Source organism: Rhizobium sp. AN80A (assembly GCF_030053015.1).
Lineage (GTDB): Bacteria > Pseudomonadota > Alphaproteobacteria > Rhizobiales > Rhizobiaceae > Rhizobium > Rhizobium metallidurans.
The window spans coordinates 560774-575994 of record NZ_JASJPX010000002.1 but is presented as its reverse complement, the minus strand read 5'-3'; the positions used below and the strand labels follow the sequence as shown (position 1 = coordinate 575994).

General features: G+C 60.1%; 11 protein-coding genes and 3 pseudogenes. 12 read left to right on the top strand and 2 right to left on the bottom strand.

Translation table 11 applies throughout. The features are described from left to right. Window positions 1–139 precede the first annotated feature (139 nt). Entirely contained in the window at window positions 140–964 is an 825-nt protein-coding gene (locus P3R82_RS09180) for a manganese catalase family protein (protein WP_112436697.1), read from the bottom strand. Window positions 965–1125: 161 nt separating this feature from the next. Here P3R82_RS09180 and P3R82_RS09175 point away from each other — a divergent pair, with 161 nt between their 5' ends. The 5 genes from P3R82_RS09175 to P3R82_RS09155 all read left to right on the top strand — a co-directional run bounded on the left by P3R82_RS09175 (window position 1126) and on the right by P3R82_RS09155 (window position 6305). Further along, window positions 1126–1386: a DUF982 domain-containing protein gene (locus tag P3R82_RS09175; RefSeq protein WP_112436703.1), complete on the top strand. Its 261-nt coding sequence runs from the start codon at window positions 1126–1128 to the stop codon at window positions 1384–1386. A gap of 275 nt (window positions 1387–1661) precedes the next feature. Then, window positions 1662–1976, top strand: coding sequence for a hypothetical protein (locus P3R82_RS09170; protein WP_283193705.1), 315 nt, complete (start codon window positions 1662–1664; stop codon window positions 1974–1976). Beyond that, on the top strand, window positions 1976–3754 hold the full coding sequence (gene treZ, locus P3R82_RS09165; RefSeq protein ID WP_112436698.1) for a malto-oligosyltrehalose trehalohydrolase: 1779 nt from the start codon (window positions 1976–1978) through the stop codon (window positions 3752–3754). Before P3R82_RS09170 ends, treZ begins: the two co-directional genes overlap by 1 nt. Window positions 3755–3785: 31 nt before the next feature. After that, complete coding sequence (gene malQ, locus P3R82_RS09160) at window positions 3786–5639, top strand: 4-alpha-glucanotransferase (protein ID WP_112436699.1); 1854 nt, start codon at window positions 3786–3788, stop codon at window positions 5637–5639. Between the two features lie 174 nt (window positions 5640–5813). Beyond that, complete coding sequence (locus P3R82_RS09155) at window positions 5814–6305, top strand: sigma-70 family RNA polymerase sigma factor (protein ID WP_283193704.1); 492 nt, start codon at window positions 5814–5816, stop codon at window positions 6303–6305. Between the two features lie 6 nt (window positions 6306–6311). On the opposite strand, the gene P3R82_RS09150 is transcribed toward P3R82_RS09155, so the two are convergent. Beyond that, window positions 6312–6656, bottom strand: a complete 345-nt coding sequence (locus P3R82_RS09150; RefSeq protein ID WP_283193703.1) for a response regulator — start codon at window positions 6654–6656, stop codon at window positions 6312–6314. A gap of 320 nt (window positions 6657–6976) precedes the next feature. On the opposite strand from P3R82_RS09150, the pseudogene P3R82_RS09145 reads away from it, so the two are divergent. From P3R82_RS09145 to P3R82_RS09115, 7 genes and pseudogenes are all read left to right on the top strand, one after another. After that, window positions 6977–9375, top strand: a pseudogene (locus tag P3R82_RS09145) (FdhF/YdeP family oxidoreductase). Window positions 9376–9635: 260 nt separating this feature from the next. Continuing rightward, window positions 9636–10156 (top strand): annotated as a pseudogene (locus P3R82_RS09140) (c-type cytochrome). A gap of 153 nt (window positions 10157–10309) precedes the next feature. Then, window positions 10310–11143, top strand: a complete 834-nt coding sequence (gene coxB, locus P3R82_RS09135; RefSeq protein WP_349294053.1) for a cytochrome c oxidase subunit II — start codon at window positions 10310–10312, stop codon at window positions 11141–11143. Further along, window positions 11140–13049 (top strand): annotated as a pseudogene (locus P3R82_RS09130) (cbb3-type cytochrome c oxidase subunit I). Before coxB ends, P3R82_RS09130 begins: the two are co-directional and overlap by 4 nt. After that, on the top strand, window positions 13046–13648 hold the full coding sequence (locus P3R82_RS09125) for a cytochrome c oxidase subunit 3 (protein WP_112436702.1): 603 nt from the start codon (window positions 13046–13048) through the stop codon (window positions 13646–13648). Before P3R82_RS09130 ends, P3R82_RS09125 begins: the two are co-directional and overlap by 4 nt. Window positions 13649–13940: 292 nt before the next feature. After that, window positions 13941–14819, top strand: coding sequence for a cytochrome c oxidase assembly protein (locus P3R82_RS09120; protein ID WP_112437474.1), 879 nt, complete (start codon window positions 13941–13943; stop codon window positions 14817–14819). Window positions 14820–14883: 64 nt separating this feature from the next. Next, window positions 14884–15219: a c-type cytochrome gene (locus P3R82_RS09115; RefSeq protein ID WP_283193921.1), complete on the top strand. Its 336-nt coding sequence runs from the start codon at window positions 14884–14886 to the stop codon at window positions 15217–15219. The last annotated feature ends 2 nt before the right edge of the window (window positions 15220–15221 follow it).

Sequence of the window (15221 nt, the reverse complement as noted above, 5' to 3'; positions counted from 1 at the left end):
CGTGATGACCTTTCGCGCGAATTCCTGCTTCGCGCGCGTCATCGGAAGTCGCGGCGGGTAGCGCGGTCAGGCAGACAGAAAGGCTGGAAAATATCCTTCATCGCTCATCCGGCGAGGCGGGCCGAAGCCCGCCATTTTATCAAAGTTGCTCGGCTTGCGCGCCGCTGTTCGGCTTCGCGGATCCAAGATTGGGTGTCTCGCCCATCGGCGATAGAGATCGCATCGAGTACGTTCCCTTGCCATCGACCGATGGCCCTTCCGACCACCGACCCGTGGCCGGGGCGCTGCCGTCGGCTTGAAAGCCGAGATAGGTGTAGCTGAATTCCTGAAGTTCCTTTTCTTGGGGAAAGCTGTTGGGGATTGGAAAAACGCCGGTGGGACCACCAAGCTCCTCGAGCGCGGCCAACCACTGGTTCTGGTGCATCGTGTCGCGCGCGATGAGGTAGGAAAGCATTTCCTTCATGCCCGCGTCGTTTGTCAGATTGAAGAGACGCACCGCTAGTACCCGCCCAGTGGATTCCGCCGCGACGTTCGCGGTCATGTCGGCCGCGATGTTCCCGCTGGCGTAGATGTGCGACATATCGAACGGGACGCCGTCGGAATCGACGGGCATCGCGGAAAGCCCAGCCGACAGCAGGTTCTTCATGTTGAGGCCGCCGAGCACCGCGCTCGCCACCGGGTCCGCCGCGACCTCGTCCTTGACCGAGACCGGCGCCCCTTCCAAATTGAGCGCGACGGCGGTCGCCAGCATCTCTATATGTCCCAGCTCCTCCGCGGCCGTGTTCATCAAGAGGTCGCGGAACTTTGGATTGCCACGGGCTCCACAGGCCTGGAAAAAGTACTGCATGGCGACGCGAATTTCTCCCTCAACCCCGCCGATCGCCTGCTGCAAGGCTCGCGCGAATTGCGGGTCGGGCGTCTCAACGCGCACGGGGAATTGCAGTTTCCCGTCAGTATAGAACATTTTCGATCTCCATGTGTTTTGGTTGCACCCACCCAACCCTGGCTTTCGCCACGGGTTCCCAACCGGATGGCTCGTGTCCGTTAGCGCACGAACCGACCGGTGGAGGAACTTGGCGGCCCGGGCGTGGTTTGTCGGCAAAGATGTCAAGAAAGGAGCCCCTCATGGAAAGGATTATTGACGTGGACTTCCACGTTACCTGGGAGACGCCCGTTTTCGTGAGGATAGGAACAGGGTTCCGCGAACGGATAGACGGGCCCGACGCGGCACTCTCGGAGCTTCTTCGCCGCTGGCCATCCAATACTTACCCGGAATACGCGATCGCCAAGCGCCGTTGCGTGGACGCCATCGCCCGCCACGGCAGCCCGGAGCTCGCTCGACGGGCATTCGTGGAGGCCGCCGTGGTGGCCAAGGTACTTGCATGACAGCAACGCGGAGGATTCCAAGCGCTGACTTTCCAATCGCCGCTGGCCCGCGACTTGGAACCGGGCTTGCCCGTCCATTCAACGCAATCCTGCCGCGCCAACGGCTCCAGTCGCATCACGGATCAGGTCTTGTTCATCCAGCCAACGCCCCCGGCCGGGGAACCCGGATCAATGTCACGGGTTCCTGACGACCATCTACATTATTGGAGGCTAGAAATGACGCCACCAGCAGCGCTTGTCACCGGAGCCGGCCTGGCGATTGGGAGGGCGCGGCGTTGGCACGTGCCGCTGAAGGGTTGAAGGTCGGAGCACTCGCGCGCGACCGGGATGTGTGCGCCAAGCCATCCAGCTTCATGCGGACATTTCGCACGAGCACGCGGAAAGCGAAGGAGCCGAGAGACGCGTCGGTCGCCCGAAGGCCGGTCACCCGTCAAGAACCGGCGCCACGGCCGGGCAAGGACGGTGAGGACGTGATCGTCTTTTCGGGTCTCAAGGATCTCGGCACGTCCGGTCGCCCACCTTGGTCGAACGTCGGGCGGGAGTGCCGCGTCGGTTTCAACATGTATTTGGATAACGAGGTGATGTCGTGATGGATTATTCCTTTGGCCCTCGGTTTCTTGACGACGGCGTCGAGTTTCGGCTTTGGGCCCCCTTCATGGATAAGGTTCTCTTGAGCGTCGACGGCCGTGAGCCCTGGCGAATGGAGCGGGATGATGACGGTTGGCATCGATGCCGCGTGGCTGAAGTGGGACCCGGTGACCTCTACAGGTTCATTTTACCGGACGGAACGGCGGTCCCCGATCCCGCCTCGCGCCATCAGCCCCACGACGTTCACGGCCCAAGTGAACTCGTCGACCTGAAGGCCCACCGATGGAACACGAATTCATGGCCGGGCCGGCCTTGGGAGGAAGTCGTTCTGTACGAGGCCCATATCGGCTCGTTCACCGCGCAGGGGACGTTCCGAGCCGCTATCGAAAGACTGGACCATCTGGCGAGCCTTGGTGTTACCGCCATTCAAATCATGCCTGTCAGTGACTTCCCTGGCCGCTGCAACTGGGGCTATGACGGCGTCCTCCCCTATGCCCCCGACGCCACCTATGGCCGCCCGGAGGATTTGATGGCGCTGGTGGATGCCGCTCACCAACGCGGCATTTGCATCTTCATGGATGTCGTCTACAACCACTTCGGGCCGGACGGGAACTATCTTCCCAATTACGCGCCGCTTTTCACCGAACATCACAAGACGCCCTGGGGTAACGGTCTTAATTATGACGGCGAGGCTTCGGCCGCCGTTCGGGAATTCATGATTCAGAACGCGATTTTCTGGATTACGGAATTTCGCCTTGACGGTTTGCGTCTTGACGCCGTGCACGCCATCAAGGACGACAGCGAGGAACATCTTTTGCACGAGCTTGCGCGCCGTGTTCGGTGGGCGGCCGACAAACGGCATGTTCACCTCGTCGTCGAGAACGAAGACAACGACAGCGATCTCCTAAAGCGCGACGAGACTGGACGCGCCACCTTATTCACCGCTCAGTGGAACGACGATATGCACCATGTGCTGCACATCGCGGCGACAGGCGAAACGTTCGGCTACTATCAGGATTATGCCGATGAGCCTGACAAGCTCGGGCGGGCGCTCGCGCAGGGTTTCGTGTTTCAAGGCGAACATATGCCATATCGTGGCGGAAATCGCGGCAAGCCGACACGCGACCTACCACCGACCGCCTTCGTTTCCTTCATTCAAAATCATGATCAGATTGGGAATCGGGCGCTCGGCGACCGCATGATCACATACCGGCCGCTCGACCGGCTCAAGGCCATCGCGACGCTCTATTTGTTGTCGCCACAGATCCCTATGCTGTTCATGGGCGAGGAATGGGGCGCGCGCGAGCCGTTTCCATATTTTTGTGATTTCAATGAAGAATTGAACGGAAAGGTGAGGGAGGGACGCCGAAAGGAGCTGTCTCGTCTTCCCGGCTTCGACACCGATGAGCTTCTCGATCCGACCGCGATGTCGACGTTCGAAATGGCCAGGCTCGACTGGTCCAGGCTCGCCGAACCACAAGCGCTGGAAATGCTCGCGCTTTATCGGTCACTTCTCACGCTGCGGCATCAACGGATTGTTCCCTTGCTCAAGGGGACCGGTGGCGGGGTGGGAAGGCACCACCGACATGGGAGCATGACCGTTGCCGAGTGGGTGCTGAACAATGGGTCAACGCTACGTCTGCTCGCGAACCTTTCGGATAAGACAGGAACACCGCCATCACCACCCTCTGGCGAAGTCATTTTCTCGCGTGGTGCGGCCACCGACGAGATTTTCGGGCCATGGGCCGTGACAGCCAACATTAGTCCGGCGGCCAATTGAGATGCGAGAGCGTATTCCAGAAAGAAAAATAATGGAACCGAATCTTGACCAGCTTGCGCGAGAACACGGGATCAGCCTTACAAGGCCGAGCCCGGAGAATGTGGAGGTGCCGATCACGGACGCCACCAAGCGAAAAATTCTGGCCGCGTTAGGGGTCGAGACCGACCCCGCCCGCCAAACCGCCCCCAAGCCCACACCAAGGCAAGTGGTGGAAAAGATCGTTCCCAAGTCGTTTCTGCCCGGCTTTCTCGAGGGAAAGCGGGTCTGGGGGATCAGCCTGCAGCTCTATGAGCTTCGCTCGGCGCGCAACTGGGGCATGGGCGACTTCGACGATCTTGTTCAAATGATCACGATCGCTGCTTCCCAGGGTGCTGACTTCGTCGGCCTTAATCCACTGCATGCGCCGTTCCTGGCCGACCCGGATCGATGCAGTCCCTATGAACCATCGAACCGGCAAATGCTCAATCCGTTGTACATAGCGGCCGACAAGATAACGGGTTTTGAAAGCAGCCCAGAACTGGACGCGAGGTTGGAGTCGCTAAGACGAACCGACCTCGTGGACTATGTCGGCGTCGCCGAGACGAAGATCAAGGTGTTGCGTGATCTATGGAAAAAATTCCAGGCGGCGAGGGGCGAGTTGGCGGATGAATGGCGGGAGTTCGACGCTTTCGTCGAGGACGGAGGTGAAAGTCTTCGACGGCACGCCATGTTTGAAACCCTGTCGTCCCACATGGGCGGGCTCGGACGGGGTACGGGATGGAAATCATGGCCGGTCCATTACCAGCGCGCCACCAGCTCCGAGGCTGCCGTTTTCGCCAAGGAACACGCCGAAACAATCGACTTTCACATGTGGCTGCAATGGCATGCGCATCGGCAACTGATGACTGCCGCGCGGGCCGCGCGCCAAGAGGGTCTCCGGATTGGCCTCTATCTCGATCTGGCTGTCGGCGAGGCGATCGATGGGTCGGCCACCTGGGGTGAGCGCGACGCCTACATCTCCGACGCGACCATCGGAAGCCCCCCTGACCCGTTCGCGACGCAAGGACAGGATTGGCATCTGGCGGCCTTTCATCCCGCCGCCATGGCGTCAGGAGGCGAGGCGCCTTTTCGGCGCATGCTGTCCTCGGCGATGCGCTACGCGGGAGCCATCAGGATCGATCACGCCGCGGCGCTCCGACGTCTGTTTCTCGTGCCGATCGAATGCACGCCGGATCAGGGCGCTTACGTCGACTATCCGCGAGATGAACTGCTGCGAATTCTGGCCGAGACCTCCAAAAGGTTTCGGTGTATCGTCATCGGGGAAGATCTTGGGGTGCTCCCCGACGGCCTTCGGGAAGATCTGGCCGCGGCTGGAGTTTTATCCTACCGAATTTTGTCCTACGAGCGTGGAGAGCACGGCTTCAAGCCCGCCGACGCCTATCCTCGGCTGTCTATCGCGTGCATTTCGACCCATGATCATCAAACGTTGGCTGGCTGGTGGCGTGGCGCCGATATTCAAGCGCGACTGCGACACGGGATCGTCCCCCCGGATGTGACGAAAGCCCATGTCGAGGAGCGGCGTCACGAACGGGAGGATCTCAAGAACGCGCTGGACATTACCGGCACGCACCCGCCCGCTGATCCGCCAGCGGTGACCACCAACGACAAAAAGTTGGAGGAATTGGTCGTGAGCGCGCACGAATTCATCGCCAAGACCTCCTCGATGCTCGCCGCTGTTCGGTTGGCCGACATGACTGACGAAAAGCGCCCAACCAACATTCCCGGCACGAGCGACAGTTACCCGAACTGGAAGCCAAAGCTGTCTGTCGATTTGGATCAGCTATCCAAGCTCCCCCTGCTATTGAAAATCTGCGAGGCGATGCGCGAGGGGCGATCAAACCCCTGACTTGGCTGGAAGATCGTCGCCTCGCGAATAAGCCGTGGCGGTGTCTCCGGCAACCCCGCGATGACCGCTCGAAATCACCAACAATGCGTGCCTGTCTGTACGGTCGGAGACGAAACGTCGTGTCGATGGAACGACTGCCCGCAAGGGATGTTCATCCGACAAGGGAGAGCAACGATGTTGGATGATCGCGCGACTGGTTTCACTGAAGCCGAACTCATGGCAATTCTGCCCGCGTTACAGCAATTCGCTCGGCGATTTCATCGGGGGGCGAGCGACGTCGACGATCTTGTTCAGGAAACCTTGACGAAGGCAATCGGGAGCTCGCACCGGTTCCAGCGCGGTTCGAACCTTCGCTCCTGGCTCTTCACGATAATGCGCAACACCTTCTGCACGAAATACAAGCTCTCAAGGAGGGAACAGGTCGGCGGCCTGGATGACTGCGCTGGCGAGGTTTGGTCACCACCGACCCAGGATTGGAAGCTGCGAGCCCATGAATTGGAGCGGGCCATTGACACTCTGCCGCGAGATTTTCGCTTGGTCGTGGATCTGGTGCTGATCCAGGGGATGAGCTACGAACTCGCCGCCGAGCGTTGCGACGTTCCTGTCGGCACCATCAAGAGCAGGGTGAGCCGCGCCCGCGCGCGCCTGGCCGGCATGCTCGGATAGACGGTGTCAGTGAAGGTCCACCGGACCATTGCCGAACAAAGCCTCGGCGATGGTGCCGAGTTCCGTTGGCTTCCCGCAAAGCGCGAAACCGGTAAACTTCAAGGGCAGGATCGAAGGGTCGTATCCCGTGGCGAATACAAAGGGAATTTCTCGTCGTTCAAGTTCCTCGGCGACCGGGAACACGAGTTCGTCGGCGAGATGGATATCCAGTATGGCGGCGTCGACCTGTTCCGTTTCGAGCAACTCCAAGGCGGCGCCGACAGTGCCCACCGGCCCCACGACGACCGCCCCATTGCTTTCCAGTTCTCGCCGGGTCTCATCGGCTAGGAAATACTCGTCTTCAACGATCAAGACACGTTTTCCGACAAGCAGTCTCAGGGCGGGCCGTCGCACTAGGCTTCTCTCCAGTGGTTAAACAGTCAGCAGCCAAGAAAATATTTCGCTGGCGTGGCAAGTCCCAACACCATTCATGAAGGATAGTTCCACGGGACTGGTGTGGTTACGTTCCACGGCCCAACGTTAGTTTAGGCACGCTTCCCGCTCGTCTGTCGGCCAATCTTACCATCGAGCGAGGCTGCGTGGAGCCGCCCCGGCTTCGATACGCGGACCACCCCATGACCATCGGGAACAAACGGCACGTTTCGTGGTTTGCCGACAAAAGAGGGACCGCCATGTCTGCGAAACCAGGCCATCCACCCAAGATCAAGCGTTACCGAGGACCCGCCGGGGGCTGGGGATCGGCCAAATCCGTCGCCGAAATATTGCTCCGGGAGCGCAAGGTTGCCTTAGGCGCTAGAAGGCTATCGGAGCAAAACAAGCCGCAAGGTTACATGTGCGTGAGCTGTGCATGGGCCAAGCCCGCGAAAACCCATCCCCTCGAGTTCTGCGAAAATGGAGCAAAGGCGACCGCATGGGAAATCACCGATCGCCGAGCTGACAGGGCATTCTTCGCATCCCACACATTGAGCGAGCTTGAGCGATGGCGCGATCACGATCTCGAGGAGCAGGGTCGCTTGACCCATCCGATGCGCTGGGATCCTTCGACGGACAAGTATGTCCCGGTTTCATGGAAGGAAGCATTCGCGGAAATAGGCAAGGAACTCCGGGGCTTCGAGCCAAGGCAAGTCGACTTCTACACCTCGGGCCGCGCGTCCCTCGAGGCGAGCTACATGTATCAGTTGTTCGCGCGCATCTATGGCAGCAACAATCTGCCCGACAGCTCCAACATGTGCCACGAGAGTTCGTCGGTAGCGCTGCCGGAAAGTATCGGCGCCTCCGTCGGGACAGCGATCCTGTCGGACTTTGAAAACACCGATTGCATATTTTACATCGGCCAGAATGTTGGGACATCGTCGCCGAGGCTCCTCCATGACCTGCAGGACGCGGTCGATCGAGGCGTCCCGATCGTGACCTTCAACATGCTTCGGGAAAGGGGGCTTGAGCGCTTCGTGAACCCGCAATCGCCGACGCAAATGCTAGGCGGCCCTGAAACCAAGATCTCGTCGAGCTACCACCAGGTGCGCAACGGAGGAGATATCGCGGCGCTGTTTGGTATATGCAAGGCCTTGATCGAGGCGGACGATGCCCTTCGCGCCGAAACCAGCACAAAAGTGGCGGGAAATGACGGTCAACCCGCCGATCCCTCGAACGCCGCGATGGTAGCGTTCGCGGCTTCGATGGCGGCCGTGGATAAGAAACATGTGCTGGATCACGACTTCATAGCGGAGCATACGGCGGGCTTCGAGGAATTCTCCGCCGCGGCTCGCGGCCATGACTGGAGCGAACTGGAAAAAATCTCAGGTCTCTCACGTCAAGAGATGGAGCAGGCCGCGACCATATACGCTAACGCCAAGGCGGTTCTACTCGTCTACGGGATGGGTCTCACTCAACATCTCATGGGCGTTCAGACGGTCCACATGGTCGCCAATCTAGCCTTGCTTCGTGGCAACATCGGAAAGCCCGGCGCGAACATATGCGCGGTGAGGGGACATTCCAATGTGCAGGGGCAACGAACCGTGGGCATAACCGAGAAGCCAGGTCTGGTACCCTTGGACAAGCTCTCCGAGCTCTACCACTTCGAACCGCCTCGATGGACTGGCCGCACGACAGTGGAGACCTGTCAGGCGATCTTGGGGGGGAGGCGCGCGCCTTCCTCGGTCTCGGAGGCAATTTCCTGAGGGCGGCGCCGGAAACCGACGCAATGGAACGAGCCTGGCGAAAAATGCGACTGACCGTGCAGATCGCGACGAAACTCAATCGAAGCCACGTCGTCCACGGAGAAATCGCGTACCTCTTGCCCTGCCTGGGCAGGATCGAGATCGATCAACAGGCCACGGGTCCCCAGGCCGTGTCGATCGAAAGTTCGATCGCTCACTTCCACGGCTCCGTTGGCAAAATGAAACCGGCGAGCGGGGAGCTGCTCTCGGAACCCGCGATCATCGCGGGGCTGGCCAAGGCCACGTTGCGATCAGATAGCGTTCCTTGGGACGAGTGGACAAACGACTACGCCAAGATCAGGGATGCGATCGAGGAGACATATCCCGAAACCTTCAGGGACTTCAACAAGCGGCTTTTCAAGCCGGGAGGATTTCCTCGACCCGTTCCGGCGCGCGAACGAAAGTGGGTCACCGCGAACGGCAAGGCGAATTTCTTGACGCCGCGGAGGCTTTTCCCGGACCTGTCAACGCAGGGACGGACCGACGTTCTTCACTTGGCCACTCTTCGGTCCAATGATCAATTCAATACGACCGTGTATGGCTACAGCGATCGCTTTCGGGGCGTGGATGGAACGAGGCGAGTTGTATTCATGAATGCCGCCGACATCGCGGCCCTTGGTCTTGAGAACGGGATGTCGGTCGATCTTGTCACCGCGATCGACCCATCAAGCAAACGCATGGTCCACGGGTTTCGAATTGTCGAGTACGACATCCCGAGAGGCTCGTGCGCCGCCTATTTTCCGGAGGCCAACCCGCTATTTCCCTTGGACCACCATGACCCAAGGTCCAAAACCCCGTCCTACAAGCTGCTTCCTGTCACGGTCACCCGATCCTCGGAGGCACCTCGCGACTAACGTGAAGATTAAGAAGGATGATCATAACATCTTCCAGGCTTATAAACGGGCTTACGATGCTGCTGGTTGGGGTGGCCTTGTTCGTGACGTGGCGCCCAGCCCGCCGAGGATTTTCGGGCGTGGCGCGCGCTCCACGCGGCGATCGCGATCAACCCGTGGACTGTCGTGATCAAAGTTCGCCGATCCGGCATGCCGTCACTTGGTCGCATGTCATCTCTTGGTCGGGTGTTGCCGCCGCGCTTATCGTAGGCGCCGGCGTGATGGGCTGGATCGACGAAGGCAGAAGGTTCCGGCTCGATCCGCCCGTTAATTCCGAACTGGACGGTTTCAGGCTGATGCCGAACGGCATAAGTGGAGCGCCGCCCGAGATAGACTTCGCGCGCGGCCAACCATACGAAAACGACGCTTATAACCTGAGCCAAGGCAAGCGCCTTTATACTTGGTTCGGCTGCCCCACATGTCATGGCGACGGACGAGGTGGGCAAGGCCCGTCTTTCCTGGATGGCTGGTGGCTTTATGGCCCGGAGATGGTTTCGATCGTTGCGTCAATCCGTGACGGACGGCCGCACGGCATGCCGCCTTTCCGTGAACGCATCCCGATCGAGCAGATCTGGCAGCTCGCCGGCTATGTTCAGTCCATGGGGTCCTACACACCGAAAGTCAGTGCTCCCGGACGAGATGACGCCAAGCATGCGCGGCCGCGGAAAACCGCGGGCCGGCGGTCATGTTGTTCGAAGAGGGTCCGATAGGTGTCCACCCGCGGCAAGGGCCAAGCCCGTGAATGGAAAGATACCCCTCATATTTGTCATCGGGACACTTGCCGGCTGCGCGGGAACACAGTCAGCGCTCGACGTTCATGGCGAGCCCGCGGTCCACCTAAGGCAGCTCATGCTGATCCTCATCTTCGTGGGCGTGACGGTGTGGGGTCATTGTCGTGGCGGCTCTCGCCTACGCGGTTCTTCATCATCGGTCCTCTCCGATCGACCGCGCCGCCCGCTCGGACAGACGTGCCAGGTTCATCGTGACCTCGTTGGTCGTCGCCACGGCGGTGATTATCGCTGGCCTGACGGTGGCGAGCTTCTACACCACGCGGCTGATCGACGGTATCGGGGAGCCGGAGATGACGGTGGTCGTTCGAGGCGAGCAATGGTGGTGGCGCGTCACCTATCTCCAAGATGGCCAATCGGCATTCCAAACGGCGAACGAGATACATATTCCCGTGGGCACCCGTGTGCGGCTACAACTCGAGAGCGCGGACGTCGTCCACTCCTTCTGGGTCCCAAGCCTGGCCGGCAAGCAGGATCTGGTACCAGGGCGAACCAACACCCTGACAATTCACGCGGATCGACCAGGTGTCTACCGCGGCCAATGCGCTGAATTCTGCGGTCTTCAGCACAGCCACATGGCGCTGTTGGTCATGGCCGACGATGAAGCTTCATATCGTCGGTGGTATGCGAGCCAACTTGCTGAAAGTCTCGTGCCAGATCAGCCGGAGCTGGCGCGCGGCAAGGCTGCTTTCCTGCGAAAGCCTTGCGCGGCCTGCCACCGCGTTCGCGGGACCACCGCGGACGGGACGACCGGCCCCGACCTCACGCATGTCGGAAGCCGCGGGACGATTGGCGCGGGTCTATTCGACCGGACGAGGGGTACGTTGGCCGCGTGGATCGCCGACCCTCAAACACTTAAACCTGGCAACAACATGCCCGCAGTCCCTCTCACCAGCGACGAGTTGCGATCCGTCTCGGCCTACCTGGAGAGCCTCAAATGACGGCTCATGACCGTGCGAACGATCTTCGTGACACCGACCTTGACCTGGCCGACGTCGACCGGCACCTGACAGCGATCTGGCGTACGCCTCGGAGCTTCTGGGGTGCCTTGTCCACGGTCGACCATAAGATCATAGGTCGCCGCTATATCGTGACGGCGTTCGTGTTTCTGTTCCTGGGCGGAATTTTATCACTCTTGATGAGACTGCAGTTGTCGCGAGCCGAAGCGCGATTCATTGGACCAGACCGGTACAACCAAATATTCACGATGCACGGCACCAACATGATGTTTCTGTTTGCCGTACCGGTCATGGAAGCGATTGCGGTCTATCTCGTGCCGCTGATGGTTGGGACCCGTAACATCGCCTTTCCCCGGCTCAATGCGTTCTCGTACTGGATGTTCCTGGCCGGCGGAATTGTTTTATGGGCTGCATTCATAATCGATGCCGGTCCCGACGTGGGATGGTTCGCCTACGTGCCGCTGTCGGGCCCCCAATATGGCGTTGGAAAGCGGGCTGACATCTGGGCGCAGATGATTACCTTCACCGAAGTGTCGGCACTTGCCGTTTCCGTTGAACTCGTTGTCACTATCCTCAAGCAGCGCGCCCCTGGCATGTCTCTCGACCGCGTTCCGCTGTTCGTATGGTCGATGCTGGTGACGTCGTTCATGGTGATCCTCGCCATGCCGGCAGTGATGATCGCCAGTACCTCGCTGATCCTCGACAGACTGGTGGGAACGCAGTTTTTCAATCCCGCCGAGGGTGGCGACGTCCTGCTGTGGCAGCATCTCTTCTGGTTCTTCGGTCACCCCGAAGTCTACATCATATTTCTTCCTGCGGTCGGAATGGTATCGACCATCGTGACGACTTTCACGCGGCGGCCGGTTTTCGGTTACCTGTCAATGGTGATGGCACTGGTTTCAACAGGCGTCCTGGCCTTCGGCCTATGGGTTCATCATATGTTCGTTGCCGGATTGCCACGGTTAGGGGAGAGCTTTTTCACCGCTTCCAGCATGGCGATCGCCGTTCCGCGGGATTGCAAATATTCTGTTGGCTGGCGACAATCTGGCTGGGTCGGCCCGTCTGCAAAACGCCGCTGCTTTTTGTTTTCGGCTTCATCATAACCTTCGTGATCGGCGGGATGACCGGAGTGATGGTCGCCTCGGTGCCGTTCGACACGCAGGTTCACGACACGTATTTCGTCGTGGCGCATTTCCACTACGTGCTCGTGGGCGGCGCGGTGTTTCCCCTGCTCGGCGCGATCTACTATTGGTTTCCAAAATTCACTGGTCGGACAATGAGCGAGAATTTGGGCCGTTGGGTCTTCGCGCTCGTGTTCACGGGATTTCATCTCACCTTCTTTCCCATGCACGTCCTTGGACTGGCCGGGATGCCTCGTCGCGTATACACCTACCAACCCGAGCTTGCCTGGAGTGGTCTGAACCTCATGATCAGCCTCAGCGCGCTGGTCCTGGCGTCCGGCTTTCTCCTGTTTGCGATCGATGTCGTTCGAAGCGCGCGAACCGGCCCGGTCGCCGGCCCAAATCCATGGGGAGCCCCGACGCTGGAATGGGCGACGGCCTCTCCGCCGGCGCCTTACAACTTCGCGCGGATTCCGGTCGTGCGTTCAGGCGAGCCCCTCTGGGACGATGAGGAACTTTGTGTCGCCACGGGCCTTTGTGTCGATCGACGCGAGTTGCTCGTCAGCACCGTGGCGTCATCGACGCCGCAAGCAAGGGAGTCATCGCCGCGCGATTCCATTTGGCCGCTCCTTGCCGCGGTGGCCGCATCCATGGTTCTGGTTTGGTCGATATTCACCCCGTGGGCGGTTGTGTGGGGCTCGATCCCCATCGCGATTGCCTTGATAGGCTGGTTCTGGCCAAAAGGCGTGCCGGAGGACGAGTCATGAAGGAGAGAGTGGTTTGTGACGTTTCCACGCTCACGTCGCACGCAAGCGGAGCCGCTAGCCCCGCATGGTGGGGTACCCTGGCATTCATGGTGATCGAGGGCACGGGCTTCGCGCTCGCCATCGTCATGTATCTCTATTTGATGAGCATTGCCCCCGCATGGCCCATTGACGCGCCGCGACCGGATCTTTGGGCGGGAACCGCCATCACCGTCTTGTTGTTGGCCAGCCTCGTTCCAAATTTCCTGGTGTCACGCTGGGCAAAGCGGCGGGACCTGCCGAAGGCAAGAGCTGGTCTCTTGGTTATGTCTTGCCTCGGCATAGCGCCACTTCTCATAAGAATTCATGAGTTTCCAGCACTGCACGTGGGATGGGATCGCAATGCCTACGGCTCTATCGTCTGGTTGCTGCTAGGTCTTCATACCAGCCATGTTCTAACCGATCTCGCCGAAACCTTGGTTCTCACTTGCTTGATGTTCACAAGGCACTCGGACAACGCGCGTCGCCATGACGACGTGGCGGACAACGCCATGTACTGGAACTTCGTTGTCGTGGCTTGGCTGCCAATCTACGGCTGCATCTATTGGGTCCCACGCCTATGACCCCAAGCTCCATTCGATTTGTTGGCCTTGCCGTCGCGCCGATAGCCTGGGCCGCCACGACGCAGCTCGGACAGATACTTCCGTGGCGCGACTGCGCCGCGGGTTCGAGCTGGATGCTCGTCTCGTTCGCCGCGGCGATTGCCCTGAGCGCCTTCGGATCGATTTTCGGTCTAGGGCGTAGGCAAGAATTGGGAACCCCTGGCGAAAAGGTTGGTCGCGCGCTCCAGCTTCTCGCGGCCATGTTCATGTTCGCGATCAGTCTACAGGGAGCCGCGATAATGTTGGTCGACCCATGCGCACGTTGATTGCCTTCGCCGTTCTGATCGCCGTGTCCGGCAATGCCTTCGCACATGGGGGAGAAACGCACGCGCGCTCATATCCGTGGACCTTCGACCCCCTGGTCATCGTCCCCATCTGCGTGGCCGCGACAGCGTCCATGATAGGTAGCCGTCGATTGCTAAAACGCGTTTGCGTCAACAGGCGCTCGCCGGTTCTTCGAATCCTGGCATTCCATGCCGGCCTCATCTCCCTGGCCGCCGCCTTGATATCGCCGATCCATTGGCTGGGAGAACATCTTTTCGCCGTGCACATGATCGAGCACGAGATCGTGATGGCCGTATCGGCGCCTCTTATCGTCCTTTCGCGGCCGGCGGCATTTATGGTGTGGTCGCTTCCGCGAGCCGGGCGTCTGGCGGCGAGCCGGATGTTCAACGCTGCCCCGCTTCGTGTCGCATGGACGTCGCTAACTGGCGGCTTGCTAGCGACGCTGCTGCACGGCGCGGCGATATGGGTCTGGCACGCACCCGTGCTGCTGGACACCTCCATCGCGGACACGACGGCGCATCGGGCCCAGCATCTGGCGTTTTTCATTACGGCGATCTTCTTCTGGTGGGCGATGATTTGGCGCAGCGAACGGGGTGTCGCGGCTTGGCATCTCTTCGTCACGATGATGCATACGAGCGTGTTGGGCGCGTTGATCGCGCTCTCGCCGCGTGTTCTTTATGTCGCTCAGACCGCCGACGCCCGCGAGTGGGGAATTTCGCCCCTGCAAGATCAGCAAATGGCGGGGCTTTTAATGTGGATCCCGGCGGGCACGGTCTATGCGGGAGCCGCGATTTTTCTCCTATCGGCTTGGATCAAGCAATCGAGCACAAGGATCGAAAATGCGTAGGTTGACGGGTTACCCCGCTTTGCTGACATGCCTTCTGTGCACGGCGCTGGCAGTGTCGTTCCTGATGGTCAATCGCATCAAGACGCGCCATGAAATAGGCGAGACCGCGATTTTGATGACCGGAGGAAAGCTGGACCGGGCACCCGCCATTTTTCGACGTTACGGTTGCGCTGGCTGTCATACGATCCCTGGCGTGCCTGGCGCCGATGGTCAGGTTGGGCCGGCGCTGTCGGGGTTGCGGGCGCGCGTTTACATAGCCGGGACCCTGCCCAACAACGCGGAAAACGCGCGGCGCTGGATTGTTGGGCCAGAGCAGTACGCTCAAGGAACGGCGATGCCGGCGAGTGGCATAAGTCCCGACGAAGCCAGGGACCTGGTCGCCTATCTTTATACCCACTAAGC